The 25,787-nt window shown below is 52.5% G+C and carries 24 protein-coding genes; 16 read left to right on the plus strand and 8 right to left on the minus strand.

Features of this window, described 5'->3' with window-relative positions; genetic code table 11:
- Positions 1-18: 18 nt before the first annotated feature.
- Positions 19-948 (minus strand): HTH-type transcriptional activator AaeR, encoded by a 930-nt coding sequence (aaeR, locus tag C4F37_RS19375; protein WP_000440317.1) that lies wholly within the window; start codon positions 946-948, stop codon positions 19-21.
- 182 nt (positions 949-1,130) lie between these two features.
- Between aaeR and aaeX the strand changes: the two genes are divergently transcribed.
- The 4 genes from aaeX to C4F37_RS19395 all read left to right on the plus strand — a co-directional run bounded on the left by aaeX (position 1,131) and on the right by C4F37_RS19395 (position 4,611).
- Positions 1,131-1,334, plus strand: a complete 204-nt coding sequence (gene aaeX / locus C4F37_RS19380) for a p-hydroxybenzoic acid efflux pump operon protein AaeX (RefSeq protein ID WP_000051841.1) — start codon at positions 1,131-1,133, stop codon at positions 1,332-1,334.
- A 7-nt stretch (positions 1,335-1,341) separates the two neighbouring features.
- A complete protein-coding gene (gene aaeA, locus C4F37_RS19385; RefSeq protein ID WP_000854033.1) occupies positions 1,342-2,274 on the plus strand; it encodes a p-hydroxybenzoic acid efflux pump subunit AaeA in 933 nt (310 codons plus the stop codon).
- A gap of 5 nt (positions 2,275-2,279) precedes the next feature.
- Entirely contained in the window at positions 2,280-4,247 is a 1,968-nt protein-coding gene (aaeB, locus tag C4F37_RS19390; RefSeq protein WP_000510964.1) for a p-hydroxybenzoic acid efflux pump subunit AaeB, read from the plus strand.
- Between the two features lie 91 nt (positions 4,248-4,338).
- Positions 4,339-4,611 (plus strand): barstar family protein, encoded by a 273-nt coding sequence (locus tag C4F37_RS19395; RefSeq protein WP_001029013.1) that lies wholly within the window; start codon positions 4,339-4,341, stop codon positions 4,609-4,611.
- 54 nt (positions 4,612-4,665) lie between these two features.
- On the opposite strand, the gene yhcN is transcribed toward C4F37_RS19395, so the two are convergent.
- Both yhcN and argR read right to left on the minus strand, forming a co-directional pair.
- Complete coding sequence (gene yhcN, locus C4F37_RS19400) at positions 4,666-4,929, minus strand: peroxide/acid stress response protein YhcN (protein WP_000695690.1); 264 nt, start codon at positions 4,927-4,929, stop codon at positions 4,666-4,668.
- A 363-nt stretch (positions 4,930-5,292) separates the two neighbouring features.
- Positions 5,293-5,763, minus strand: a complete 471-nt coding sequence (gene argR / locus C4F37_RS19405) for a transcriptional regulator ArgR (RefSeq protein WP_001257847.1) — start codon at positions 5,761-5,763, stop codon at positions 5,293-5,295.
- A gap of 434 nt (positions 5,764-6,197) precedes the next feature.
- Between argR and mdh the strand changes: the two genes are divergently transcribed.
- Positions 6,198-7,136 carry a malate dehydrogenase gene (gene mdh, locus C4F37_RS19410; RefSeq protein ID WP_001295272.1) on the plus strand — a complete coding sequence of 313 codons (939 nt, stop codon included), beginning with the start codon at positions 6,198-6,200 and terminating at the stop codon, positions 7,134-7,136.
- A gap of 62 nt (positions 7,137-7,198) precedes the next feature.
- Here the strand turns inward: mdh and degS are convergent, their stop codons facing one another.
- From degS to zapG, 3 genes are all read right to left on the minus strand, one after another.
- A complete protein-coding gene (gene degS, locus C4F37_RS19415; protein WP_000497726.1) occupies positions 7,199-8,266 on the minus strand; it encodes an outer membrane-stress sensor serine endopeptidase DegS in 1,068 nt (355 codons plus the stop codon).
- Between the two features lie 89 nt (positions 8,267-8,355).
- Positions 8,356-9,723, minus strand: coding sequence for a serine endoprotease DegQ (degQ, locus tag C4F37_RS19420; protein WP_001296452.1), 1,368 nt, complete (start codon positions 9,721-9,723; stop codon positions 8,356-8,358).
- 153 nt (positions 9,724-9,876) lie between these two features.
- Positions 9,877-10,275 (minus strand): Z-ring associated protein ZapG, encoded by a 399-nt coding sequence (gene zapG, locus C4F37_RS19425; RefSeq protein ID WP_001295270.1) that lies wholly within the window; start codon positions 10,273-10,275, stop codon positions 9,877-9,879.
- 193 nt (positions 10,276-10,468) lie between these two features.
- On the opposite strand from zapG, the gene zapE reads away from it, so the two are divergent.
- The 11 genes from zapE (at position 10,469) to nanQ (ending at position 19,770) form a co-directional block, all read left to right on the plus strand.
- Positions 10,469-11,596 carry a cell division protein ZapE gene (gene zapE / locus C4F37_RS19430; protein WP_001539845.1) on the plus strand — a complete coding sequence of 376 codons (1,128 nt, stop codon included), beginning with the start codon at positions 10,469-10,471 and terminating at the stop codon, positions 11,594-11,596.
- A 219-nt stretch (positions 11,597-11,815) separates the two neighbouring features.
- Positions 11,816-12,244, plus strand: a complete 429-nt coding sequence (gene rplM / locus C4F37_RS19435; RefSeq protein WP_000847559.1) for a 50S ribosomal protein L13 — start codon at positions 11,816-11,818, stop codon at positions 12,242-12,244.
- A 15-nt stretch (positions 12,245-12,259) separates the two neighbouring features.
- Positions 12,260-12,652, plus strand: a complete 393-nt coding sequence (gene rpsI / locus C4F37_RS19440; RefSeq protein ID WP_000829818.1) for a 30S ribosomal protein S9 — start codon at positions 12,260-12,262, stop codon at positions 12,650-12,652.
- A 393-nt stretch (positions 12,653-13,045) separates the two neighbouring features.
- On the plus strand, positions 13,046-13,684 hold the full coding sequence (gene sspA / locus C4F37_RS19450; protein ID WP_000257293.1) for a stringent starvation protein SspA: 639 nt from the start codon (positions 13,046-13,048) through the stop codon (positions 13,682-13,684).
- Between the two features lie 5 nt (positions 13,685-13,689).
- Positions 13,690-14,187, plus strand: a complete 498-nt coding sequence (gene sspB / locus C4F37_RS19455; protein ID WP_000366127.1) for a ClpXP protease specificity-enhancing factor — start codon at positions 13,690-13,692, stop codon at positions 14,185-14,187.
- 107 nt (positions 14,188-14,294) lie between these two features.
- Positions 14,295-15,086, plus strand: a complete 792-nt coding sequence (nanR, locus tag C4F37_RS19460) for a transcriptional regulator NanR (RefSeq protein ID WP_000074795.1) — start codon at positions 14,295-14,297, stop codon at positions 15,084-15,086.
- Positions 15,087-15,207: 121 nt separating this feature from the next.
- A complete protein-coding gene (gene nanA, locus C4F37_RS19465; RefSeq protein WP_000224714.1) occupies positions 15,208-16,101 on the plus strand; it encodes an N-acetylneuraminate lyase in 894 nt (297 codons plus the stop codon).
- Positions 16,102-16,209: 108 nt separating this feature from the next.
- A complete protein-coding gene (nanT, locus tag C4F37_RS19470) occupies positions 16,210-17,700 on the plus strand; it encodes a sialic acid transporter NanT (protein ID WP_000108474.1) in 1,491 nt (496 codons plus the stop codon).
- A 47-nt stretch (positions 17,701-17,747) separates the two neighbouring features.
- Entirely contained in the window at positions 17,748-18,437 is a 690-nt protein-coding gene (locus tag C4F37_RS19475; RefSeq protein ID WP_000054239.1) for an N-acetylmannosamine-6-phosphate 2-epimerase, read from the plus strand.
- Positions 18,434-19,309, plus strand: coding sequence for an N-acetylmannosamine kinase (gene nanK, locus C4F37_RS19480; protein ID WP_000209057.1), 876 nt, complete (start codon positions 18,434-18,436; stop codon positions 19,307-19,309). Before C4F37_RS19475 ends, nanK begins: the two co-directional genes overlap by 4 nt.
- Positions 19,306-19,770, plus strand: coding sequence for an N-acetylneuraminate anomerase (nanQ, locus tag C4F37_RS19485; protein WP_000979874.1), 465 nt, complete (start codon positions 19,306-19,308; stop codon positions 19,768-19,770). The genes nanK and nanQ overlap by 4 nt, the downstream gene beginning before the upstream one ends.
- A 67-nt stretch (positions 19,771-19,837) precedes the next feature.
- Here nanQ and gltD read toward each other — a convergent pair whose 3' ends face one another.
- A complete protein-coding gene (gltD, locus tag C4F37_RS19490; RefSeq protein WP_000081665.1) occupies positions 19,838-21,256 on the minus strand; it encodes a glutamate synthase subunit GltD in 1,419 nt (472 codons plus the stop codon).
- Between the two features lie 12 nt (positions 21,257-21,268).
- Positions 21,269-25,729, minus strand: a complete 4,461-nt coding sequence (gene gltB, locus C4F37_RS19495; RefSeq protein ID WP_032140037.1) for a glutamate synthase large subunit — start codon at positions 25,727-25,729, stop codon at positions 21,269-21,271.
- Between the last annotated feature and the right edge of the window lie 58 nt (positions 25,730-25,787).

Raw genomic sequence — 25,787 nt, forward strand, 5'->3', positions numbered from 1 at the left:
GTAACAGTACAATATTAATTACTTCTCTTTCCCGCGCCCGTGCATCTCCTGAAACAATTTACCGACCTCAACAAAATAATCCGTTAGCGAGTTGATCACGACTTGTACCTTCAGCGGCAGCTTATCTTTTTCGGTATATAACGCATAAACCGGGCGTGGGTCTGACTGGTAACGTGGCAGCAGGATCTCCAGTTCCCCGCGATTGATCTCGTTGATCACCCACATCAACGGCACGTAGGCGATCCCAGCGCCTGCAGTCAGCCAGCGCACCAGCGTCATCGGATCATTAGTCACAAATCTCCCTTGCGGGATCAGGCGAGTCGAGATCCCTTCCGGTGCGATCAGTTCAAATTCATTGTCGGGTCGCACGCTGTATTCAAGCCATGAATGACTACTTAAATCGGCGGGTTTTTCTGGTATGCCGTATTGTGTGAGATAGCTTTTTGCGGCGCACACCACCATTGGCATCGCGCCCAGACGGCGGGAAAACAGGCTGGAATCTTGCAACGCGCCGACGCGGATCACCACATCCAGACCGTCGGCAATCAGGTCGGGGGCAGGAATTCCGGTAACCAGATTGACGCTCAAACCTGGGTATTCTTTCAGCATTTTTGCTGTCAGCCCGGCGAGAACATTTTGTGCCATAGTTGAAGAACAGCCAATGCGCAGCGTCCCGATGGGGGTGTTATTGAAGGCATACAGTTGCTCATGAACATCCTGCACTTCATGGAGCATCCGACGGCAGCCCTGGTAGTAAATTCTACCGGCTTCGGTCAGGCCAATGCTGCGTGTGCTACGGTTTAACAGCTTTACCTGCAACTCATCTTCCAGTTTTGACACCGTCTGACTGATGGACGAAACGCTCATCTGTAGCTGTCTGGCGGCGGCGGTAAAAGAGCCAAATTCAACTACTTTGGCAAACACCGACATGCGTTTTAGTCGTTCCATTATTCACTCTGACTTAAAAGTGATTTAGATCACATAATATAGATAACAGCATAACAGTTACGTTAATATATTAAATATCAATCTACAGCAATGTTGCTCTCGCCCGGCTTTCCATGCCCTTCTCTGCGGCGACAGATGCTGAAAATAATAACGCCTGCTCTCTCTATACAACCAAGGTCAACATGAGTCTGTTTCCCGTTATCGTGGTGTTTGGGCTGTCCTTCCCACCGATATTTTTCGAATTGCTTTTATCACTGGCGATTTTCTGGCTGGTGCGCCGGGTACTTGTGCCAACAGGTATTTACGACTTTGTCTGGCATCCGGCGTTGTTCAACACCGCGCTCTATTGCTGCTTGTTTTATTTGATATCGCGACTGTTCGTTTGAGGTTGAAGTGAAAACACTAATAAGAAAATTCTCCCGTACGGCCATCACGGTCGTATTAGTCATTCTGGCCTTCATCGCAATTTTTAATGCCTGGGTCTATTACACCGAATCCCCGTGGACGCGTGACGCGCGCTTTAGCGCTGACGTCGTTGCGATCGCGCCGGACGTTTCTGGACTCATTACCCAGGTGAATGTTCATGATAACCAGCTGGTGAAAAAAGGACAGGTACTGTTCACCATCGACCAGCCGCGTTATCAAAAGGCGCTTGAGGAAGCGCAAGCCGATGTTGCTTATTATCAGGTACTGGCGCAGGAGAAACGCCAGGAGGCCGGACGTCGTAACCGTCTCGGTGTGCAGGCGATGTCTCGCGAAGAGATCGACCAGGCCAACAACGTACTACAAACAGTTCTGCATCAGTTAGCGAAAGCGCAGGCGACCCGCGATCTGGCAAAACTGGATCTTGAACGTACAGTCATCCGCGCGCCAGCAGATGGCTGGGTGACCAACCTCAACGTCTATACCGGTGAGTTTATTACTCGAGGATCAACGGCGGTTGCGCTGGTGAAACAGAACTCCTTCTATGTACTGGCCTATATGGAAGAAACTAAGCTGGAAGGGGTGCGCCCTGGGTATCGTGCGGAGATCACGCCGCTTGGCAGTAACAAAGTGCTGAAAGGGACTGTTGATAGTGTTGCCGCAGGGGTCACCAATGCCAGCAGCACGCGTGACGACAAAGGGATGGCGACCATCGACTCTAACCTTGAATGGGTACGTTTGGCGCAACGTGTTCCGGTACGTATTCGTCTCGACAACCAGCAAGAGAACATCTGGCCTGCGGGCACCACTGCTACGGTGGTAGTCACTGGCAAACAAGATCGCGACGAAAGTCAGGATTCGTTCTTCCGTAAAATGGCTCATCGCCTGCGTGAGTTTGGTTAATCACGATGGGTATTTTCTCCATTGCTAATCAACATATTCGCTTTGCGGTAAAACTGGCGACCGCCATTGTACTGGCGCTGTTTGTTGGCTTTCACTTCCAGCTGGAAACGCCACGCTGGGCGGTACTGACAGCGGCGATTGTTGCCGCCGGTCCGGCCTTTGCTGCGGGAGGTGAACCGTATTCTGGCGCCATTCGCTATCGTGGCTTTTTGCGCATCATCGGCACATTTATTGGCTGTATTGCCGGACTGGTAATCATCATTGCGATGATCCGAGCACCATTATTGATGATTCTGGTGTGCTGTATCTGGGCCGGTTTTTGTACCTGGATATCCTCGCTGGTACGAATAGAAAACTCGTATGCGTGGGGGCTGGCCGGTTATACCGCGCTGATCATTGTGATCACCATTCAGCCGGAACCATTGCTTACGCCGCAGTTTGCCGTCGAACGTTGTAGCGAGATCGTTATCGGTATTGTGTGTGCAATTATGGCGGATTTGCTCTTTTCTCCGCGATCGATCAAACAAGAAGTGGATCGAGAGCTGGAAAGTTTGCTGGTTGCGCAATATCAATTAATGCAACTCTGTATCAAGCATGGCGATGGTGAAGTTGTCGATAAAGCCTGGGGCGATCTGGTGCGACGTACTACGGCGTTACAAGGTATGCGCAGCAACCTGAATATGGAATCTTCCCGCTGGGCGCGGGCCAATCGACGTTTAAAAGCGATCAATACGCTATCGCTGACGCTGATTACCCAATCCTGCGAAACTTATCTTATTCAGAATACGCGCCCGGAATTGATCACTGATACTTTCCGCGAATTTTTTGACACGCCGGTAGAAACTGCGCAGGACGTCCACAAGCAGCTCAAACGCCTGCGGAGAGTGATCGCCTGGACCGGGGAACGGGAAACGCCTGTCACCATTTATAGCTGGGTCGCGGCGGCAACGCGTTATCAGCTTCTCAAGCGCGGCGTTATCAGTAACACAAAAATCAACGCCACCGAAGAAGAGATCCTGCAAGGCGAACCGGAAGTAAAAGTAGAGTCAGCCGAACGTCATCATGCAATGGTTAACTTCTGGCGAACCACACTTTCTTGCATTCTGGGCACGCTTTTCTGGCTGTGGACGGGCTGGACTTCCGGCAGTGGTGCAATGGTGATGATTGCGGTAGTGACGTCACTGGCAATGCGTTTGCCGAATCCACGCATGGTGGCGATCGACTTTATCTACGGGACACTGGCAGCGCTACCGTTAGGGCTGCTCTACTTTTTGGTGATTATCCCTAATACCCAACAGAGCATGTTGCTGCTGTGTATTAGCCTGGCAGTGCTGGGATTCTTCCTCGGTATAGAAGTACAGAAACGGAGATTGGGCTCGATGGGGGCGTTGGCCAGCACCATAAACATTATCGTGCTGGATAACCCGATGACTTTCCATTTCAGTCAGTTTCTCGACAGCGCATTAGGGCAAATCGTCGGCTGTGTGCTCGCGTTCACCGTTATTTTGCTGGTGCGGGATAAATCGCGCGACAGGACTGGACGTGTACTGCTTAATCAGTTTGTTTCTGCCGCTGTTTCCGCGATGACTACCAATGTGGCACGTCGTAAAGAGAATCACCTCCCGGCACTTTATCAGCAGCTGTTTTTGCTGATGAATAAGTTCCCGGGGGATTTGCCGAAATTTCGCTTGGCGCTGACGATGATTATCGCGCACCAGCGCCTGCGTGATGCGCCGATTCCGGTTAACGAGGATTTATCGGCGTTTCACCGGCAAATGCGCCGCACAGCAGACCATGTGATATCTGCCCGTAGCGATGATAAACGTCGTCGGTACTTTGGCCAGTTGCTGGAAGAACTGGAAATCTACCAGGAAAAGCTACGCATCTGGCAAGCGCCACCGCAGGTGACGGAACCAGTACATCGGCTTACGGGTATGCTCCATAAGTATCAACATGCGTTGACCGATAGTTAAGTCAAAACCGGCGCCCGAAGCGTCGGTTTTTTCATGGCTATACTTAGCGATGAACGGCAGAACTCGCCGCGAAACGTGACGGTGGCAACAGATGAATATTTATACCTTTGATTTTGATGAGATTGAGAGTCAGGAGGATTTTTATCGTGACTTTAGCCAAACCTTTGGTCTGGCGAAAGATAAGGTACGCGATCTCGACTCACTATGGGATGTGTTAATGAACGATGTCCTGCCGCTACCACTTGAGATTGAATTTGTTCATCTGGGAGAGAAAACGCGTCGCCGTTTTGGCGCGTTAATATTGCTGTTTGATGAGGCAGAGGAAGAGCTGGAAGGGCATTTGCGTTTTAATGTTCGTCATTAGCGCAAAAAAAGCCCCCGAACCGGGGGCAATATCGTCGGACAAGACGATGAGGGTTTATTTGTACAGTTCAGCCGTAGCGTGCCAGGTGTCACCACTACGAGCTTCAGTAATCTGGTAGGCCGTTGCGCCTTTCTCTTCCGCTTTTTTGTTCAGCATTTCACGCATATCCATTGGCGAAGACGCCACACCACTTACGGATACGGTCCCGATTGCTTCACGATTTTGTGCTTGTGCAGCATCAATGGAGTCGGCAGCGAATGCACCGAAAGAGAGAACAGAAAGCACACTTAATGCAGCAACAGTGGTTTTGATTTTCATGATTTTTACCTCGACATAATCTTTTAGCTGGGCCTTTGTTTCGTGACCCATATCACAAAATCAAGTATACACTAATTATTGAACTAATTAATACCACGCTAACTGTTTCAGTTGATACTAAGTGTTAAAAATGTGAATTTTAATAACAAAAAAGAATTAAAAACACGATCATTTATTGTTAATTATAGTATTTTCAATTAGATAATGAATTTTGCATAATGTGCTTTTTTACTATATGTATTCATTGTGTGAATGATATGTCGCAGTAAAACGCACTATTCGTTAAATGAATCGCAGGGGAAAGCAGGGGGTTGATAGGCAAAAGCAACATTTTCCCCGCCGCCAGAAGCGACGGGGCAGAGATTAAAGCTCCTGGTCGAACAGCTCTAAAATCGCTTCGTACAGCTCTTTGACGGTGAAACCGTTAGCAGGGGTAGTAAAGATGGTGTCATCGCCAGCGATGGTGCCCAGAATACCTTCTGCTTTGCCCAGTGAGTCCAGCAGGCGAGCAATTAACTGCGCCGCACCAGGGCTGGTATGAATCACGACAACTGCATCGTTGTAGTCGATATCCAGTACCAGATTCTTCAATGGACTGGAGGTGGTTGGTACACCCAGTTCAGCTGGCAGGCAGTAAACCATTTCCATTTTGGCATTGCGTGTACGTACAGCACCAAACTTGGTCAACATCCGCGAGACTTTAGACTGATTAATATTGTCAAAGCCTTGCTCCTGCAACGCGGCGACGATTTCGCCCTGGGAGCTAAATTTCTCTTCTTTAAGTAATGCTTTAAATGCTTTAACTAGTTCTTCTTGCTTAGCCGAGCTTCGCATAAGTCACCCGATATGGTGGTTGATACAACATTATTGTGCATACAGATGAATTTTTATGCAAACAGTCAGCCCTGAAGAAGGCTGAAATAATGTTATGAAAGAGCGGGATTTTATCAAATTTCGTTATTGAGAAACATGCCTGCGTCACGGCCTGCAAATTCTGCTTAAAAGTAAATTAATTGTTATCAAATTGATATTGTTTTGGCTGAGCGGTAGGGTATATTGTCACCACCTGTTGGAATGTTGCGCTAATGCATAAGTGACTGTTAATTACGTAAGTTAGGTTCCTGATTACGGCAATTAAATGCATAAACGCTAAACTTGCGTGACTACACATTCTTGAGATGTGGTCATTGTAAACGGCAATTTTGTGGATTAAGGTCGCGGCAGCGGAGCAACATATCTTAGTTTATCAATATAATAAGGAGTTTAGGATGAAAGTCGCAGTCCTCGGCGCTGCTGGCGGTATTGGCCAGGCGCTTGCACTACTGTTAAAAACCCAACTGCCTTCAGGTTCAGAACTCTCTCTGTATGATATCGCTCCAGTGACTCCCGGTGTGGCTGTCGATCTGAGCCATATCCCTACTGCTGTGAAAATCAAAGGTTTTTCAGGTGAAGATGCGACTCCGGCGCTGGAAGGTGCAGATGTCGTTCTTATCTCTGCAGGCGTAGCGCGTAAACCGGGTATGGATCGTTCCGACCTGTTTAACGTTAACGCCGGCATCGTGAAAAACCTGGTACAGCAAGTTGCGAAAACCTGCCCGAAAGCGTGCATTGGTATTATCACTAACCCGGTTAACACTACAGTTGCGATTGCTGCTGAAGTGCTGAAAAAAGCCGGTGTTTATGACAAAAACAAACTGTTCGGCGTTACCACGCTGGATATCATTCGTTCCAACACCTTTGTTGCGGAACTGAAAGGCAAACAGCCAGGCGAAGTTGAAGTGCCGGTTATTGGTGGTCACTCTGGTGTTACCATTCTGCCGCTGCTGTCACAGGTTCCTGGCGTTAGTTTTACCGAGCAGGAAGTGGCTGATCTGACCAAACGTATCCAGAACGCGGGTACTGAGGTGGTTGAAGCGAAAGCCGGTGGCGGGTCTGCAACCCTGTCTATGGGCCAGGCAGCTGCACGTTTTGGTCTGTCTCTGGTTCGCGCACTGCAGGGCGAACAAGGCGTTGTCGAATGTGCCTACGTTGAAGGCGACGGTCAGTACGCTCGTTTCTTCTCTCAACCGCTGCTGCTGGGTAAAAACGGCGTGGAAGAGCGTAAATCTATCGGTACTCTGAGCGCATTTGAACAGAACGCGCTGGAAGGTATGCTGGATACGCTGAAGAAAGATATCGCCCTGGGCGAAGAGTTCGTTAATAAGTAATTGATTAGCGGATAATAAAAAACCGGAGCACAGACTCCGGTTTTTGTTTTTTTACGCTGACCTTAGTTGGTCGCCGGATATTCCTGAATGGTGACCTGCAATGTTAACTGTTTATCGTCACGCATCACGACAACCGGGATCACCGAACCAGGGCGAATTTCCGCGACCTGATCCATTGTCTCCAGGGCGGAAATAGCGGGTTTGTTATTCACAGAGATAATCAGATCGTTGACCTGGATGCCTGCATTTGCCGCTGGGCCATCAGGCGACACTTCGTTAACCACGATCCCTTGCAGTTGATCCATGCCGCCACTCTGCGCATGTAATGGGGCGATCTCACGTCCACCAATGCCAATGTAGCCACGGATCACACGGCCATCACGGATCAGTTTATCCATAATTTTGGTCGCTAACTGGAAAGGAATCGCAAAGCCGATACCTTCCGGCGTTTCGCCATCGTTACTCTTATCAAACGACAGCGTGTTAATGCCCATCAGTTCGCCCAGCGAGTTCACCAGCGCGCCGCCAGAGTTACCGTGGTTAATGGAAGCATCGGTTTGCAGGAAGTTTTGCCGCCCGGTCGGGTTCAGACCGATTCGACCCGTGGCACTGATAATCCCCTGGGTAATGGTCTGCCCGAGGTTGTACGGGTTACCGATCGCCAGAACCACATCGCCAATGTGCGGTACGCGGCGTGGATTGATCGGAATCGTTGGTAAACCGCCTGTGGCGTTAATTTTCAGCACCGCCAGATCGGTTAGAGAGTCAGAGCCAACCAGTAACGCTTCAAAAACACGTCCATCCTGTAAGGCGACGATGATCTGATCGGCGTCGTTGATCACGTGTTTATTGGTGATGATATACCCGCGTTGATCCATGATTACACCAGATCCCAGGGTGCGGATCTCAAGCTGGTTGTGAGAGTTGGTGTTCAAACCGCGGTTATAAACGTTAACCACCGCTGGCGCGGCGCGGCGAACCGCCAGATTATAGCTGGCAGGCGTCTCATCGGTACTGTCAAATTGCGGAGTGGAAAGCGGGTTAAGGCTGCGCAGCGAAGGCATGGCAACCAGCAGAATAGCGCCGACAATTAATCCAATCGCAACGGAACGTAAGAGCTTCACAAACATGATGGAGGCATCGTTAAAAAAGGGAACGGCAGCAGCATACCACGAGTTAACCGGACATCACACGTCAGCCTGATGCCCGGTTTACGACATTAACGCATTAGTAGGTAGAGGCTTTCATTGCCGCGTATGATTTGCAAGGCGATTATGGCCGGTTTTGCCGCCAGCACTTTACGCATTTCAGCAATCGAGTTCACCCGATCGCGGTTGACGCCAATGATCACATCGTCTTTTTGCAAGCCAGCCTGAGCAGCTGGGCTTCCTTTGACAACCTCATCGATCTTAATACCTTTGCCACCATCTTTTAGCTGACCATCGCTCAACGTTGCACCTTCCAGCGCTGGCGTGATCATTTCAGCGCTGGCCGACGAAGAGGTGCTGGTATCGAGCGTCACTTCTACTTCCAGTGGTTTGCCGTTACGCAGCAGGCCAAGCTTCACTTTTGTGCCCGGCTCGGTGGTCGCGATACGAGAGCGCAACTCAGCAAAGCTATTCAGCGGTTTGCCGTTGAGGCTGGTAATAATATCGCCCGCTTTGACGCCCGCTTTCGCCGAGCCAGAACCTGGCAACACTTCGCTGACAAACGCGCCACGCTGCACGTCAAGGTTGAAGGCTTTGGCGATATCGGCACTCATCTCGGTGCCTTTGATGCCTAACAGACCGCGTTTGATTTCACCAAAGTCGATAAGCTGCTGCGCCAGTGTTCGCGCCATATTACTGGGAATGGCAAATCCAATCCCGACGCTACCGCCGCCAGGCGCAAGGATTGCAGTGTTGATGCCAATTAACTCACCGTTAAGGTTTAACAGCGCACCACCGGAATTGCCGCGGTTAATGGAGGCATCAGTTTGAATAAAGTTTTCCAGACCTTCGAGATTCAGACCGCTGCGGCCTAATGCGGATATAATCCCGGAGGTAGCGGTTTGCCCAAGGCCAAATGGGTTACCGACCGCCACGGCAAAATCACCGACGCGCAATTTATCGGAGTCGGCAATAGCGATTTGCGTTAATTTGCTCGGGTTTTGAATTTGCAACAGGGCGATATCGCTCTGGTCATCGCTACCAATCAGTTTTGCATCAAACTCGCGCCCATCATTGAGCTGAATACTGATTTTCTGTGCCTGATTAATCACATGGTTGTTGGTCAGCACATAGCCTTTATTGGCGTTGATGATGACACCGGAGCCTAAACCTTCGAAGGGTTGTGCAGGTTGATCCGGTAAATCATCACCAAAAAACTTTTTGAATTCTTCCGGGATTTTCTGTCCCTGACTGGCCGTTCCTTCCACCCGTACGCTCACCACTGCCGGAAGCACTTTTTCCAGCATTGGAGCCAGACTGGGGAGGGGGGCCTGATCGGCAACCTGGCCTGGAATCGACGCGACGGCCTGAAATGACGCCGAGAGAGTTAACCCGACACTTAACGCTAATGCACTCAACAGCTGGGTTTGTTTTTTCATTATTCCTGCTCTCGTACCTGAATGATAAGAAAAGAGATTCAAAACAGTTTGATGTTATTGAATTTTCAGACGGCTAACAATGAGACACCAGATTAAATGATAGTCGGGGAGGGAGAGAAGAGGAGGGCGCAATGGCTGCGCCCGAAAAATAAATTAGTCGCGCTTCGCGCCAGTACGCAGCAGGCCGGATGCGCCTTCAGAATAGTCGCGAGGCATCTGCACCGGTGCCTGATCGTTGCTGGCTTCAGACTCTGCCAGACGATTACGGAACGGGTTTGCTTCCGCAGACAGTTCCGGCAGCAGGCTACTGGAGCTTTTCGCCATGTGCTGATACAGCTGGCGATAGTCGTGCGCCATGGTATCCAGTAATTCCGCGCTGCGGGCAAAGTGGCTAACCAGCTCTTCGCGATACTCGTCCAGTTCAGCTTTATTCTTTTCCAGTTCGTACTGCAACGCCTGTTGCTGGCGTAGTTTACGATTACCAAAACGCATGGCCACAGCACCAATAATGATACCGACGACTAACCCAATTAGCGCATATTCCCAGGTCATGAACATCTCCCGTTGTCTTTTGTTTCCGTAGGGTGTTGGCTTCAGGCTCCATGCCTGCGGCTGATTATGCCACTATAACCGTTAATTCCACAGAAGTGGAATCCCGACTGCATATCGCGTAGTGTAGAACGGCCTTTTTTTCGTCAACCGTGAACAACGGCGCACCGATTATTCAAGGAATAACAATAAGATCATGCAAAGCATTACCCCAACATCGCAATACCTGAAGGCGCTCAATGAAGGCAGCCATCAACCCGACGACGTTCAAAAAGAGGCCGTCAGCCGCCTGGAAATTATTTATCAGGAACTCATCAATAGCACGCCTCCAGCCCCCAGGACGAGTGGGCTAATGGCGCGGGTCGGTAAGCTGTGGGGTAAACGCGAAGACACAAAGCATACGCCAGTGCGTGGCTTATATATGTGGGGCGGTGTAGGACGCGGGAAAACCTGGCTGATGGACCTTTTCTATCAAAGCCTGCCGGGAGAGCGGAAACAGCGTCTGCACTTTCACCGTTTTATGCTGCGGGTACATGAAGAGCTAACTGCTTTGCAGGGGCAGACCGATCCGCTGGAAATTATTGCCGATCGCTTTAAAGCAGAAACTGACGTGCTCTGTTTTGACGAATTTTTTGTTTCTGATATTACCGATGCCATGCTACTTGGCGGCCTGATGAAAGCCCTGTTCGCTCGCGGAATAACGCTGGTAGCGACGTCAAATATTCCGCCGGACGAACTTTATCGAAATGGCCTGCAACGTGCGCGTTTTTTGCCTGCAATCGATGCTATTAAACAGCATTGTGATGTAATGAACGTGGACGCTGGTGTTGATTATCGACTGCGTACACTCACTCAGGCGCATCTGTGGCTTTCGCCCCTCAACGATGAAACCCGGGCGCAAATGGATAAACTATGGTTGGCGCTGGCGGGGGCGAAACGAGAAAATTCACCGACGTTAGAAATCAACCATCGGCCATTGGCGACAATGGGCGTCGAGAACCAGACGCTGGCGGTTTCTTTTACTACGCTGTGCGTCGACGCCCGCAGTCAGCATGACTATATTGCGCTCTCACGCTTCTTTCACACGGTCATGTTGTTTGATGTACCAGTTATGACGCGGTTGATGGAGAGCGAAGCGCGACGCTTTATTGCGCTGGTGGATGAGTTTTACGAGCGCCATGTCAAATTAGTGGTGAGTGCAGAAGTGCCGCTGTATGAAATTTATCAGGGCGAGCGGCTGAAGTTTGAGTTCCAGCGTTGCCTGTCACGTCTGCAAGAGATGCAAAGCGAAGAGTATTTGAAGCGCGAGCATTTGGCGGGGTAAAACCTGCCACAAATCACAAAAAGGGGTCGATCTTTGACCCCGACTTCTCTATAATCCTGCGACCCCACGTTACAAGAAAGTTTTTTTTCCCGAAACTTTTTGTGTGCTGGCATAGGCTATTCGAAGGGGTAGGTTTGCCGGACTTTGTCGTGTGAACCTCAACAATTGAAGACGTTTGGGTGTTCACCAACGTGTAACTATTTATTGGGTAAGCTTTTAATGAAAACTTTTACAGCTAAACCAGAAACCGTAAAACGCGACTGGTATGTTGTTGACGCGACCGGTAAAACTCTGGGCCGTCTGGCTACTGAACTGGCTCGTCGCCTGCGCGGTAAGCACAAAGCGGAATACACTCCGCACGTAGATACCGGTGATTACATCATCGTTCTGAACGCTGACAAAGTTGCTGTAACCGGCAACAAGCGTACTGACAAAGTGTACTATCACCACACCGGCCACATCGGTGGTATCAAACAAGCGACCTTTGAAGAGATGATTGCTCGCCGTCCTGAGCGTGTGATTGAAATCGCGGTTAAAGGCATGTTGCCAAAAGGCCCGCTGGGTCGTGCTATGTTCCGTAAACTGAAAGTTTACGCGGGTAACGAGCACAACCACGCGGCACAGCAACCGCAAGTTCTTGACATCTAATCGGGATTATAGGCAATGGCTGAAAATCAATACTACGGCACTGGTCGCCGCAAAAGTTCCGCAGCTCGCGTTTTCATCAAACCGGGCAACGGTAAAATCGTAATCAACCAACGTTCTCTGGAACAGTACTTCGGTCGTGAAACTGCTCGCATGGTAGTTCGTCAGCCGCTGGAACTGGTCGACATGGTTGAGAAACTGGACCTGTACATCACCGTTAAAGGTGGTGGTATCTCTGGTCAGGCTGGTGCGATCCGTCACGGTATCACCCGCGCTCTGATGGAATACGACGAGTCCCTGCGTTCTGAACTGCGTAAAGCTGGCTTCGTTACTCGTGACGCTCGTCAGGTTGAACGTAAGAAAGTCGGTCTGCGTAAAGCACGTCGTCGTCCGCAGTTCTCCAAACGTTAATTGGCTTCTGCTCCGGCAGAAAACAATTTGCGAAAAAACCCGCTTCGGCGGGTTTTTTTATGGCTAAAATCTGCATCAGCGTAAAAAATGGAAAGTTGCTTTTTGCTGCCGTCTGACAACAGGCAAAACAAAAACCACATCGCCAATAAGGGACTAAGTCAACTATTTCAGACTAAAGCGCATCTCTTTTTCCCCATTTCCGGCATCGACTCACCACAAAGGTCACAAAATCTGGTAAACTATCATCCAATTTTCTGCCCAAATGTCGGGTATTGCTCATTTTTTGTTTGATTTTCGAACAAAGAGAGTCGTTCCTTACTGGGTAACACAACTTCTGACTGGCCACCTGGTGGCTGGTAGCAGTAAAAATTCTGACTATACCTGGAGGTTTTCATGGCTGTCGCTGCCAACAAACGTTCGGTAATGACGCTGTTTTCCGGTCCTACTGACATCTATAGCCATCAGGTCCGCATTGTGCTGGCTGAGAAAGGTGTAAGTTTCGAGATCGAACACGTGGAAAAGGACAATCCGCCTCAGGATCTGATTGACCTCAACCCGAATCAGAGCGTTCCGACCCTGGTGGATCGTGAGCTGACCCTGTGGGAATCTCGCATCATTATGGAATATCTGGATGAGCGTTTCCCGCATCCGCCACTGATGCCTGTTTACCCGGTAGCTCGCGGTGAAAGCCGTCTGTACATGCATCGCATCGAAAAAGACTGGTACACGCTGATGAACACCATCATCAACGGTTCAGCTTCTGAAGCCGATGCCGCACGTAAGCAACTGCGCGAAGAACTGCTGGCGATTGCGCCGGTCTTCGGTCAGAAGCCGTACTTCCTGAGCGATGAGTTCAGCCTGGTCGATTGCTACCTTGCTCCTCTGCTGTGGCGTCTGCCGCAACTGGGCATCGAGTTCAGCGGCCCGGGTGCGAAAGAGCTGAAAGGCTATATGACCCGCGTCTTTGAACGTGACTCTTTCCTTGCTTCTTTAACTGAAGCAGAACGTGAAATGCGTCTGGGCCGGAGTTAATCTGTATGGATTTGTCACAGCTAACACCACGTCGTCCCTATCTGCTGCGTGCATTCTATGAGTGGTTGCTGGATAACCAGCTCACGCCGCACCTGGTGGTGGATGTGACGCTCCCTGGCGTGCAGGTTCCTATGGAATATGCGCGTGACGGGCAAATCGTACTCAACATTGCGCCGCGTGCTGTCGGCAATCTGGAACTGGCGAATGATGAGGTGCGCTTTAACGCGCGCTTTGGTGGCATTCCGCGTCAGGTTTCTGTGCCGCTGGCTGCTGTGCTAGCTATCTACGCCCGTGAAAATGGCGCAGGCACGATGTTTGAGCCTGAAGCTGCCTACGATGAAGATGCCAGCATCATGAATGATGAAGAGGCATCGGCAGACAACGAAACCGTTATGTCGGTTATCGATGGCGACAAGCCAGATCACGATGATGAAACTCATCCTGACGATGAACCTCCGCAGCCACCACGCGGTGGTCGACCGGCATTACGCGTTGTGAAGTAAAATGAAAACAGGCCCATGTGGCCTGTTTTGCTATCTGTCATCTTTTCGCCTGACTTTGATACTGTGCTACGATAGCGTCGTTATTATCCGCTAACGCATTTTCCTGAATGAGTCCTATGAACGCATTTGATCCGCAAGCTGAAGATTCTACTACCACTATCGGGCGCAACTTGCGCAGCCGCCCGCTGGCGCGTAAAAAACTCTCCGAAATGGTGGAAGAAGAGCTGGAACAGATGATCCGCCGTCGTGAATTTGGTGAAGGTGAACAATTACCGTCTGAACGCGAACTGATGGCGTTCTTTAACGTCGGGCGTCCTTCGGTGCGCGAAGCGCTGGCAGCGTTAAAACGCAAAGGTCTGGTGCAAATAAACAACGGCGAACGTGCCCGCGTCTCACGTCCTTCTGCGGACACCATCATCGGCGAGCTTTCCGGCATGGCGAAAGATTTCCTTTCTCATCCTGGTGGGATTGCCCATTTCGAACAATTACGTCTGTTCTTTGAATCCAGCCTGGTGCGCTATGCGGCTGAACACGCCACCGATGAGCAAATCGATTTGCTGGCAAAAGCACTGGAAATCAACAGTCAGTCGCTGGATAACAACGCGGCATTCATTCGCTCAGACGTTGATTTCCACCGCGTTCTGGCGGAGATCCCTGGTAACCCAATCTTCATGGCGATCCACGTTGCCCTGCTCGACTGGCTAATCGCCGCACGTCCAACCGTGGCCGATCAGGCTCTGCATGAGCATAACAACGTTAGCTATCAACAGCATATTGCGATCGTTGACGCGATCCGCCGTCATGATCCTGACGAAGCCGATCGCGCGTTGCAATCGCATCTCAACAGCGTCTCTGCTACCTGGCACGCCTTCGGTCAGACCACCAACAAAAAGAAATAATGCCACTTTAGTGAAGCAGATCGCATTATAAGCTTTCTGTATGGGGTGTTGCTTAATTGATCTGGTATAACAGGTATAAAGGTATATCGTTTATCAGACAAGCATCACTTCAGAGGTATTTATGGCAACGAATTTACGTGGCGTAATGGCTGCACTCCTGACTCCTTTTGACCAACAACAAGCACTGGATAAAGCGAGTCTGCGCCGCCTGGTTCAGTTCAATATTCAGCAGGGCATCGACGGTTTGTACGTGGGTGGTTCGACAGGCGAAGCCTTTGTACAAAGCCTTTCCGAGCGCGAACAGGTACTGGAAATCGTCGCCGAAGAGGCGAAAGGTAAGATTAAACTCATCGCCCACGTCGGTTGCGTCAGCACCGCCGAAAGCCAACAACTTGCGGCATCGGCTAAACGTTATGGCTTCGATGCCGTCTCCGCCGTCACGCCGTTCTACTATCCTTTCAGCTTTGAAGAACACTGCGATCACTATCGGGCAATTATTGATTCGGCGGATGGGTTGCCGATGGTGGTGTACAACATTCCAGCCCTGAGCGGGGTAAAACTGACCCTGGATCAGATCAACACCCTGGTTACGCTGCCTGGTGTAGGTGCGCTGAAACAGACCTCTGGCGATCTCTATCAGATGGAGCAGATCCGTCGTGAACATCCTGATCTGGTGCTCTATAACGGTTACGACGAAATCTTCGCCTCTGGTCTTCTGGCGGGCGCAGACGGCGGTATCGGCAGCACTTACAACATCATGGGCTGGCGTTATCAGGGGATCGTGAAGGCGCTGAAAGAAGGCGATATCCAGACCGCGCAGAAACTGCAAACTGAGTGCAACAAAGTCATTGATTTACTGATCAAAACGGGCGTATTCCGCGGCCTGAAAACTGTCCTGCATTATATGGATGTCGTTTCTGTGCCGCTGTGCCGCAAACCGTTTGGTCCGGTAGATGAAAAATATCTGCCAGAACTGAAGGCGCTGGCCCAGCAGTTGATGCAAGAGCGCGGGTGAGTTGTTTCCCCTCGCTCGCCCCTACCGGGTGAGGGGAAATAAACGCATCTGTACCCTACAATTTTCATACCAAAGCGTGTGGGCATCGCCCACCGCGGGAGACTCACAATGAGTACTACAACCCAGAATATCCCGTGGTATCGCCATCTTAACCGCGCACAATGGCGGGCATTTTCCGCAGCCTGGTTGGGATATCTGCTTGACGGTTTTGATTTCGTTTTAATCGCCCTGGTACTCACCGAAGTACAGGGTGAATTCGGGCTGACGACGGTGCAGGCGGCAAGTCTGATCTCCGCAGCCTTTATCTCTCGCTGGTTCGGCGGCCTGATGCTCGGCGCTATGGGTGACCGCTACGGGCGTCGTCTGGCAATGGTCACCAGCATCGTTCTCTTCTCGGCCGGGACGCTGGCCTGCGGCTTTGCGCCAGGCTACATCACCATGTTTATCGCTCGTCTGGTCATTGGCATGGGGATGGCGGGTGAATACGGTTCCAGCGCCACCTATGTCATTGAAAGCTGGCCAAAGCATCTGCGTAACAAAGCCAGTGGTTTTCTGATTTCAGGCTTCTCAGTGGGGGCCGTCGTTGCCGCTCAGGTCTATAGTCTGGTGGTTCCGGTCTGGGGCTGGCGTGCGCTGTTCTTTATCGGCATTTTGCCAATCATCTTTGCTCTCTGGCTGCGTAAAAACATCCCGGAAGCGGAAGACTGGAAAGAGAAACACGGGGGTAAAGCACCGGTACGCACAATGGTGGATATTCTCTACCGTGGTGAACATCGCATTGCCAATATCGTAATGACACTGGCGGCGGCTACTGCGCTGTGGTTCTGCTTCGCCGGTAACCTGCAAAATGCCGCGATCGTCGCTGTTCTTGGGCTGTTATGCGCCGCAATTTTTATCAGCTTTATGGTGCAGAGTACGGGCAAACGCTGGCCAACGGGCGTAATGCTGATGGTGGTCGTGTTGTTCGCTTTCCTCTACTCATGGCCGATTCAGGCGCTGCTGCCAACGTATCTGAAAACCGATCTGGCTTATGACCCGCATACTGTCGCCAATGTGCTGTTCTTTAGTGGCTTTGGCGCGGCGGTGGGGTGCTGCGTCGGGGGCTTCCTCGGTGACTGGCTGGGAACCCGCAAAGCATACGTTTGTAGTCTGCTGGCCTCGCAGCTGCTGATTATTCCGGTATTTGCGATTGGCGGCGCAAACGTCTGGGTGCTCGGTCTGTTACTGTTCTTCCAGCAAATGCTTGGACAAGGGATCGCCGGGATCTTACCGAAACTGATTGGCGGTTATTTCGATACCGACCAGCGTGCAGCGGGCCTGGGCTTTACCTACAACGTTGGCGCATTGGGCGGTGCACTGGCCCCAATCATCGGCGCGTTGATCGCTCAACGTCTGGATCTGGGTACTGCGCTGGCATCGCTCTCGTTCAGTCTGACATTTGTGGTGATCCTGCTGATTGGTCTGGATATGCCTTCTCGTGTTCAGCGTTGGCTGCGCCCGGAAGCATTGCGTACTCATGACGCTATCGACGGCAAACCATTTAGCGGTGCCGTGCCATTTGGCAGCGCCAAAAACAATTTAGTCAAAACCAAAAGTTAATCCTGTTGCCCGGTCTCTGTACCGGGCCTTTCGCTAAGGGAAGATGTATGTCGTTACTTGCACAACTGGATCAAAAAATCGCTGCTAACGGTGGCCTGATTGTCTCCTGCCAGCCGGTTCCGGACAGCCCGCTCGATAAACCCGAAATCGTCGCTGCCATGGCATTAGCGGCAGAGCAGGCGGGCGCGGTCGCCATTCGTATTGAAGGTGTGGCAAATCTGCAAGCCACGCGTGCGGTGGTGAGCGTGCCGATTATTGGGATTGTGAAGCGCGATCTGGAGGATTCTCCGGTACGCATCACGGCCTATATTGAAGATGTTGATGCGCTGGCGCAGGCGGGCGCGGACATTATCGCGATTGACGGCACCGACCGACCGCGTCCGGTGCCAGTTGAAACGCTGCTGGCACGTATTCACCATCACGGTTTACTGGCGATGACCGACTGCTCAACGCCGGAAGACGGCCTGGCATGCCAAAAGCTGGGAGCCGAAATTATTGGCACTACGCTTTCTGGCTATACTACGCCTGAAACGCCAGAAGAGCCGGATCTGGCGCTGGTGAAAACGTTGAGTGACGCTGGATGCCGGGTGATTGCCGAAGGGCGTTACAACACGCCTGCTCAGGCGGCGGATGCGATGCGCCACGGCGCGTGGGCGGTGACGGTCGGTTCTGCCATTACGCGTCTTGAACACATTTGTCAGTGGTACAACACAGCGATGAAAAAGGCGGTGCTATGACCACACTGGCGATTGATATCGGCGGTACTAAACTTGCCGCCGCGCTGATTGGCGCTGACGGGCAGATCCGCGATCGCCGAGAACTTCCTACGCCTGCCAGCCAGACTCCGCAGGCGCTGCGTGATGCCTTATCCGCATTAGTCTCTCCGTTGCAAGCACATGCGCAGCGGGTTGCCATCGCTTCAACCGGAATTATTCGCGACGGCAGCTTGCTGGCGCTGAATCCGCATAATCTCGGTGGATTGTTACACTTTCCGTTAGTCAAAACGCTGGAGCAACTTACCAATTTGCCGACCATTGCCATTAATGATGCGCAGGCCGCAGCATGGGCGGAGTATCAGGCGCTGGATGGCGATATAACCGATATGGTGTTTATCACTGTTTCCACCGGCGTTGGCGGCGGTGTAGTGAGCGGCGGTAAACTGCGTACCGGCCCTGGCGGTCTGGCGGGGCATATCGGGCATACGCTTGCCGATCCGCATGGTCCAGTCTGCGGCTGTGGACGCACAGGTTGCGTGGAAGCGATTGCTTCTGGTCGCGGCATTGCAGCGGCAGCGCAGGGGGAGTTGGCTGGTGCGAATGCGAAAACTATTTTCACGCGCGCCGGGCAGGGTGATGAGCAGGCGCAGCAACTGATTCACCGCTCCGCACGTACGCTTGCAAGGCTGATCGCTGATATTAAAGCCACAACTGATTGCCAGTGCGTGGTGGTCGGTGGCAGCGTTGGTCTGGCAGAAGGGTATCTGGCGCTGGTGGAAACGTATCTGGCGCAGGAGCCAGCGGCATTTCATGTTGATTTACTGGCGGCGCACTACCGCCACGATGCAGGTTTACTTGGGGCTGCGCTGTTGGCCCAGGGAGAAATATTATGATGATGGGTGAAGTACAGTCATTACCGTCTGCCGGATTACATCCTGCGTTACAGGACGCGTTAACGTTGGCATTAGCTGCCAGACCGCAAGAAAAAGCGCCTGGCCGTTACGAATTACAGGGCGACAATATCTTTATGAATGTCATGACATTTAATACTCAATCGCCCGTTGAGAAAAAAGCCGAATTGCACGAACAATACATTGATATCCAGCTGTTATTAAACGGTGAGGAACGGATTCTGTTTGGCATGGCAGGCACTGCGCGTCAGTGTGAAGAGTTCCACCATGAAGATGATTATCAGCTTTGCAGCGCCATTGAAAACGAGCAAGCCATCATCCTGAAACCGGGAATGTTCGCCGTGTTTATGCCAGGAGAACCGCATAAACCGGGATGCGTTGTTGGCGAACCTGGTGAGATTAAAAAGGTGGTAGTGAAGATTAAGGCTGATTTAATGGCTTAAAATTTAGTTGGATAGCTCGTTTTATAAATTCGCCAGACACTGTCTGGCGAATTTATTGTTACCTCGCTTAAACTTCCAGCCAGTTCATAATGCCGTCTGCCGCTTTGCGACCTTCGGCAATGGCGGTAACGACCAGATCGGAACCACGGACGATATCGCCGCCAGCAAAGATTTTCGGGTTGCTGGTCTGGAAGGCGTTGTCGCTGCCTTCCGGGGCGATGATGCGGCCTTGTGAATCCAGCTCGACGCTGTGTTTTGCCAGCCATTCCATGTTGTGTGGACGGAAACCAAACGCCATGATCACCGCATCTGCCGGAACGATATGTTCTGACCCTGCCACGATCTCCGCGCGGCGACGGCCTTTGGCATCCGGTTCGCCCATTTCTGTGCGCACCATTTTCACGCCGCTGACTTTGCCGTTACCGTTCACTTCAATCCCCAGTGGCTGGATGTTGAATTTGAACTCTACACCTTCTTCCCGCGCGTTTTTCACTTCGCGGCGGGAACCTGGCATGTTCTCTTCATCACGACGATAGGCACAGGTAACGTGCTTTGCACCCTGGCGTACAGACGTGCGCACGCAGTCCATCGCGGTATCGCCACCGCCAAGTACTACCACGCGTTTACCTTCCATGCTGACGAACGGTTCGTCGTTGGTTTCACCAAAGCCCATTAACTGTTTGGTGTTGGCGATAAGGAACGGCAGCGCTGCGTACACGCCATCGGCGTCTTCGTTTTCCAACCCGCCGCGCATTGACTGATAAGTCCCGACGCCAAGGAACACGGCATCGTAATCACTCAGCAGGTCGTCCAGCTGTACGTCGCGGCCCACTTCGGTATTGAGTTTGAATTCAATACCCATACCGGTGAAGATTTCACGGCGGCGCGTCATTACCTCTTTTTCTAACTTGAAGGCCGGAATACCGAAGGTCAGCAATCCGCCAATTTCCGGGTGACGGTCGAAGACGACCGCTTTTACGCCGTTGCGCGTCAGGACATCCGCGCACGCCAGACCCGCCGGGCCAGCGCCGATAATCGCCACTTTTTTACCGGTTTGTTTCACGCCGGACATATCCGGACGCCAGCCCATCTCGAACGCTTTATCGTTGATATAGCGCTCAATGTTGCCGATGGTCACTGCGCCAAACTCATCGTTCAGGGTGCAGGAACCTTCGCACAGACGGTCTTGCGGGCAGACACGTCCGCACACTTCCGGCAGGGTATTGGTCTGATGCGACAGTTCCGCCGCTTCAAAAATACGCCCCTCGTTGGCGAGCTTCAGCCAGTTCGGGATGTAGTTGTGTACCGGGCATTTCCACTCGCAGTATGGGTTGCCGCACGACAGGCAGCGGTCAGCCTGCGCTTTGGCCTGGCCTTCGGAAAACGGCTCGTAAATTTCAACAAACTCAATTTTGCGGATCTTCAGCGGTTTCTTTGGCGGATCAACGCGCTGCAGGTCGATAAATTGATAAACATTCTGACTCATTGTTGCTACCCCTTACTGCGCCTGCACGCGCAACTCTGCTGCGCTACGACTACGGTGACCCAGCAGTGCTTTTACATCACTGGACTTCGGTTTAACCAGCGCAAATTTAGTGGCGAAGGTTGACCAGTTCGCCAGAATCTCTTCACCACGCTGGGAACCGGTATGCTGAACATGCTCGGTGATAAGACCACGCAGATGCTCTTCATGGATCGCCAGATCGTCAACGCTTAAGACCTCGACCAGTTCCGGGTTAACGCGTTTGCGGAAATCGCCGCTTTCATCGAGAACGTAAGCGAAGCCGCCAGTCATGCCTGCGCCGAAGTTAACGCCGGTTTTACCCAGAATACAGACGATACCGCCCGTCATATATTCACAGCCGTTGTCGCCAATGCCTTCTACCACGGTGATAGCACCGGAGTTACGCACGCCGAAACGTTCACCCGCGCGGCCTGCGGCATACAGACGACCACCGGTCGCGCCATACAGGCAGGTGTTGCCGATAATACTTGCTTCATGGCTGCGGAAGGCGGAACCAACCGGAGGACGAATGGCGATTAAGCCACCCGCCATGCCTTTACCAACATAGTCGTTGGCATCACCGGTCAGGTACAGTTCCACGCCGCCCGCGTTCCACACGCCGAAGCTCTGGCCTGCAGTGCCGTTGAAGTACGCTTTGATTGGATCGGCTGCCAGACCCTGATCGCCGTGCGTCTGGGCGATATAGCCTGAAAGCGACGCGCCGACAGAACGGTCGGTGTTGCGGATATCGAACCAGAAGGTTTTGCTCTGGCGTTCATCGACAAACGGTTTTGCCTGTTGCAGCAACTGCGCGTTCAGTAGGCCGTTATCAAACGGCGGGTTTTTTTCGGTGCAGTAGAGTGCCTTACCTGCATGTGGCTCGGCAGTTTCCAGCAGCTTCGACAGCGCCAGTTTCTGCTGTTTGGCGGTGAAACCGTCCAGCTCTTTCAGCAGGTCGGTGCGACCAATCAGATCCACCAGACGCGTTACCCCCAGCTGTGCCATCAGCTCGCGGGTTTCACGTGCGATAAACTCAAAGTAATTAGTCACCTTGAACGGCAGGCCGTGATAGTGATTCTTACGCAGTTTGTCATCCTGAGTTGCTACACCCGTGGCGCAGTTGTTCAGGTGGCAAATACGCAGATATTTACAGCCGAGCGCCACCATCGGGCCAGTGCCGAAGCCGAAGCTTTCTGCGCCGAGAATCGCCGCTTTGATGATATCAACGCCGGTTTTCAGGCCGCCATCAACCTGCAAACGGATCTTATGACGCAGACCATTGGCAACCAGCGCCTGTTGGGTTTCAACAAGCCCCAGCTCCCACGGACAGCCTGCGTATTTCACCGATGAAAGCGGACTTGCGCCGGTGCCGCCGTCATAGCCTGCGATGGTGATTAAATCGGCATAAGCTTTTGCCACGCCAGTCGCGATGGTGCCAACGCCCGGTTCGGAAACCAGCTTCACGGAGATCATCGCTTTCGGGTTAACCTGCTTGAGGTCGAAAATGAGCTGCGCTAAGTCCTCGATAGAGTAGATATCGTGGTGCGGCGGCGGGGAGATCAGCGTCACTCCAGGCACCGAATAGCGCAGTTTGGCAATGTAAGGCGTGACTTTATCGCCCGGTAACTGACCGCCTTCACCCGGTTTCGCGCCCTGGGCGACTTTAATCTGAATGACGTCGGCATTGACCAGATACGCCGGAGTAACACCGAAGCGACCGGAAGCCACCTGCTTGATGCGCGACACTTTGTTAGTGCCGTAGCGCGCCGGATCTTCGCCGCCTTCACCGGAGTTAGAGTTGCCGCCGATGCTGTTCATCGCTTCAGCCAGCGCCTCGTGGGCTTCCGGGCTTAACGCGCCGATAGACATCGCAGCGGTATCGAAGCGTTTAAACAGTTCGCTTGCCGGTTCAACATCAGCAATGTTGACCGCGTTTTCACCCGGCGTAATTGCCAGCAGATCGCGTAGCGTGGTTGCCGGACGCTCATTAACCAGCTTCGCGTATTCCTGATAGTCGCTATACTCGCCGCTCTGTACCGCCTGTTGCAGCGTGCGCACCACGTCCGGGTTGTAGGCGTGGTATTCGCCGCCGTGCACATATTTCAGCAGGCCGCCCTGGCTGATGGGCTTACGCGCCAGCCAGGCACGTTTCGACAGGTTCAGCAGATCCTGCTGGAAGTCTTCAAAGCTTGCCCCACCAATGCGGCTGACCGCCCCCTGGAAGCACAGGCCCACGACATCATCGTGCAGACCGACCGCTTCAAACAGTTTCGAGCAGCGGTAAGAGGCGATGGTGGAGATGCCCATTTTGGACATGATTTTGTACAAGCCTTTGTTGATGCCGTTACGGTAGTTGAGCATCACGGTACGATAATCTTTGGCAATCGCGTGGGTGTCTACCAGGCGGCCCAGCGTTTCATAGGCAAGGTACGGATAAATAGCCGTCGCGCCGAAACCCAGCAACACGGCGAAATGGTGCGGATCGCGGGCGCTGGCGGTTTCGACGATGATGTTGGCATCGCAACGCAGGCTTTGATCGACCAGACGGGTCTGGATCGCGCCAACCGCCATCGGAGCCGGAACCGGCAGGCGATCTTTAGCGATATTCCGGTCGGAGAGCACCAGCAGCACGGTGCCGCTACGTACCATTTTTTCGGCTTTGTCACACAGTTCTTTCACCGTCGCTTCGAGCGTGGTTTTAGTGACGTCAAAGGTGATATCCAGCGTATCTGCGCGGTAGTGATCCTCTTTCATCGTCGTGAGCTGTTTGAAATCGGAATAGAGCAGAATCGGCGATTTAAAGCTTAAACGGTGCGCCTGGCCTTCTGCTTCGCAGAAGACGTTCATTTCACGACCGATACTGGTGGCGAGCGACATAACATGCGCTTCGCGCAGCGGGTCGATTGGCGGGTTAGTCACCTGGGCAAATTGCTGGCGGAAGTAGTCGTAAATAATGCGCGGCTGACTGGAGAGCACGGCGAATGGGGTGTCGTCGCCCATCGAACCGACCGCTTCCTGACCGTTTTCACCCAGTACGCGGATCACCGAATCCAGCTCTTCCGCGCTGTAGTTAAACTGTTTCTGGTAGCTGGCAAGCGTGTCGTCGTCCAGTTCGCGGCTACCCACTTCTTCATCGGGCAGATCTTCAAACGGTACCAGACGGCGGACGTTTTTCTCCATCCACTCTTTATAGGGATGGCGGCTTTTCAGGTCATCATCGGTTTCTGCCGAGTGCAGAATGCGCCCACTGCGAGTGTCGATCACCATCAGTTCGCCTGGCCCTACGCGGCCTTTTTCGACCACTTCGTCAGGCTGATAATCCCAGATACCGACTTCAGAGGCGCAGGTGATCAGTTTATCTTTGGTGATGACGTAGCGTGCCGGACGCAGACCGTTACGGTCGAGGTTACAGGCGGCAAAACGACCGTCAGACATCACGATGCCTGCCGGACCATCCCACGGCTCCATATGCATGGAGTTAAAGTCAAAGAAGGCACGCAGTTCCGGGTCCATATCCGGGTTGTTCTGCCAGGCTGGTGGCACTAACAGACGCATGGCACGGATGATATCCATCCCGCCTGCCAGCAGGAGTTCCAGCATGTTATCCATCGAACTGGAGTCAGAGCCGGTTTCGTTGACGAACGGCGCGGCGTCGTGCAGGTCAGGGATCAGCGGCGTCTGGAATTTATAGGTACGCGCACGCGCCCATTGGCGGTTACCGGTGATGGTGTTGATTTCACCGTTATGCGCGAGGTAGCGGAATGGCTGCGCCAGCGGCCAGCGCGGTACGGTGTTAGTGGAAAAGCGCTGGTGAAACAGGCAGATGGCCGATTCCAGACGCAGGTCAGCGAGGTCCAGGTAGAAGCGCGGCAGATCCGCCGGCATACACAGACCTTTATAAATATTGACCAGATTCGACAGGCTACAGACGTAGAAGTCTTTGTCGGCTTCGAGACGCTTTTCAATGCGGCGGCGGGCGATAAACAGACGGCGCTCCATATCGCGCGGACGCCAGCCTGCCGGGGCGTTCACAAAAATTTGCTCAATGCGTGGCAGAGAGGAGAGGGCGATTTCACCCAGCACGCCTTCGTTAGTGGGGACATCACGCCAGCCCACAATCGACAACGTTTCGCGTTGCAGCTCTTCTTCAACGATGCGGCGTGCGGCAGCGGCGAGTTCAGGATCTTTATTCAGGAAGAGCATCCCGACGGCGTAGTTTTTTGCTAAACGCCAGCCGCGCTCCTGCGCAACGATGCGAAAAAAACGATCCGGTTTTTGTAACAGCAAGCCGCAACCGTCACCGGTTTTACCATCGGCGAGAATCGCGCCACGGTGCTGCATGCGGGCCAGTGCGTGTATTGCAGTACGCACTACCTTGTGGCTAGGTTCGCCTTCTATGTGGGCGATCAGGCCGAAACCACAGTTATCCCTCTCAAGGGATTTATCGTACAACATATCGTGAACCTCCCCCAGGCTCTGCGGGAACCCCACTTCCGAACCGCTGCGCACGGGC

This window comes from Escherichia sp. R1, from assembly GCF_003000935.1.
GTDB lineage: Bacteria > Pseudomonadota > Gammaproteobacteria > Enterobacterales > Enterobacteriaceae > Escherichia > Escherichia coli.

Bases quoted from the DNA above. Each gene is read 5' to 3' on its own strand.
- aaeR (WP_000440317.1), bottom strand. From the start codon at position 948: ATGGAACGACTAAAACGCATGTCGGTGTTTGCCAAAGTAGTTGAATTT.
- aaeX (WP_000051841.1), top strand. From the start codon at position 1,131: ATGAGTCTGTTTCCCGTTATCGTGGTGTTTGGGCTGTCCTTCCCACCG.
- aaeB (WP_000510964.1), top strand. From the start codon at position 2,280: ATGGGTATTTTCTCCATTGCTAATCAACATATTCGCTTTGCGGTAAAA.
- C4F37_RS19395 (WP_001029013.1), top strand. From the start codon at position 4,339: ATGAATATTTATACCTTTGATTTTGATGAGATTGAGAGTCAGGAGGAT.
- yhcN (WP_000695690.1), bottom strand. From the start codon at position 4,929: ATGAAAATCAAAACCACTGTTGCTGCATTAAGTGTGCTTTCTGTTCTC.
- argR (WP_001257847.1), bottom strand. From the start codon at position 5,763: ATGCGAAGCTCGGCTAAGCAAGAAGAACTAGTTAAAGCATTTAAAGCA.
- mdh (WP_001295272.1), top strand. From the start codon at position 6,198: ATGAAAGTCGCAGTCCTCGGCGCTGCTGGCGGTATTGGCCAGGCGCTT.
- degS (WP_000497726.1), bottom strand. From the start codon at position 8,266: ATGTTTGTGAAGCTCTTACGTTCCGTTGCGATTGGATTAATTGTCGGC.
- degQ (WP_001296452.1), bottom strand. From the start codon at position 9,723: ATGAAAAAACAAACCCAGCTGTTGAGTGCATTAGCGTTAAGTGTCGGG.
- zapG (WP_001295270.1), bottom strand. From the start codon at position 10,275: ATGACCTGGGAATATGCGCTAATTGGGTTAGTCGTCGGTATCATTATT.
- zapE (WP_001539845.1), top strand. From the start codon at position 10,469: ATGCAAAGCATTACCCCAACATCGCAATACCTGAAGGCGCTCAATGAA.
- rplM (WP_000847559.1), top strand. From the start codon at position 11,816: ATGAAAACTTTTACAGCTAAACCAGAAACCGTAAAACGCGACTGGTAT.
- rpsI (WP_000829818.1), top strand. From the start codon at position 12,260: ATGGCTGAAAATCAATACTACGGCACTGGTCGCCGCAAAAGTTCCGCA.
- sspA (WP_000257293.1), top strand. From the start codon at position 13,046: ATGGCTGTCGCTGCCAACAAACGTTCGGTAATGACGCTGTTTTCCGGT.
- sspB (WP_000366127.1), top strand. From the start codon at position 13,690: ATGGATTTGTCACAGCTAACACCACGTCGTCCCTATCTGCTGCGTGCA.
- nanR (WP_000074795.1), top strand. From the start codon at position 14,295: ATGAGTCCTATGAACGCATTTGATCCGCAAGCTGAAGATTCTACTACC.
- nanA (WP_000224714.1), top strand. From the start codon at position 15,208: ATGGCAACGAATTTACGTGGCGTAATGGCTGCACTCCTGACTCCTTTT.
- nanT (WP_000108474.1), top strand. From the start codon at position 16,210: ATGAGTACTACAACCCAGAATATCCCGTGGTATCGCCATCTTAACCGC.
- C4F37_RS19475 (WP_000054239.1), top strand. From the start codon at position 17,748: ATGTCGTTACTTGCACAACTGGATCAAAAAATCGCTGCTAACGGTGGC.
- nanK (WP_000209057.1), top strand. From the start codon at position 18,434: ATGACCACACTGGCGATTGATATCGGCGGTACTAAACTTGCCGCCGCG.
- nanQ (WP_000979874.1), top strand. From the start codon at position 19,306: ATGATGATGGGTGAAGTACAGTCATTACCGTCTGCCGGATTACATCCT.
- gltD (WP_000081665.1), bottom strand. From the start codon at position 21,256: ATGAGTCAGAATGTTTATCAATTTATCGACCTGCAGCGCGTTGATCCG.
- gltB (WP_032140037.1), bottom strand. From the start codon at position 25,729: ATGTTGTACGATAAATCCCTTGAGAGGGATAACTGTGGTTTCGGCCTG.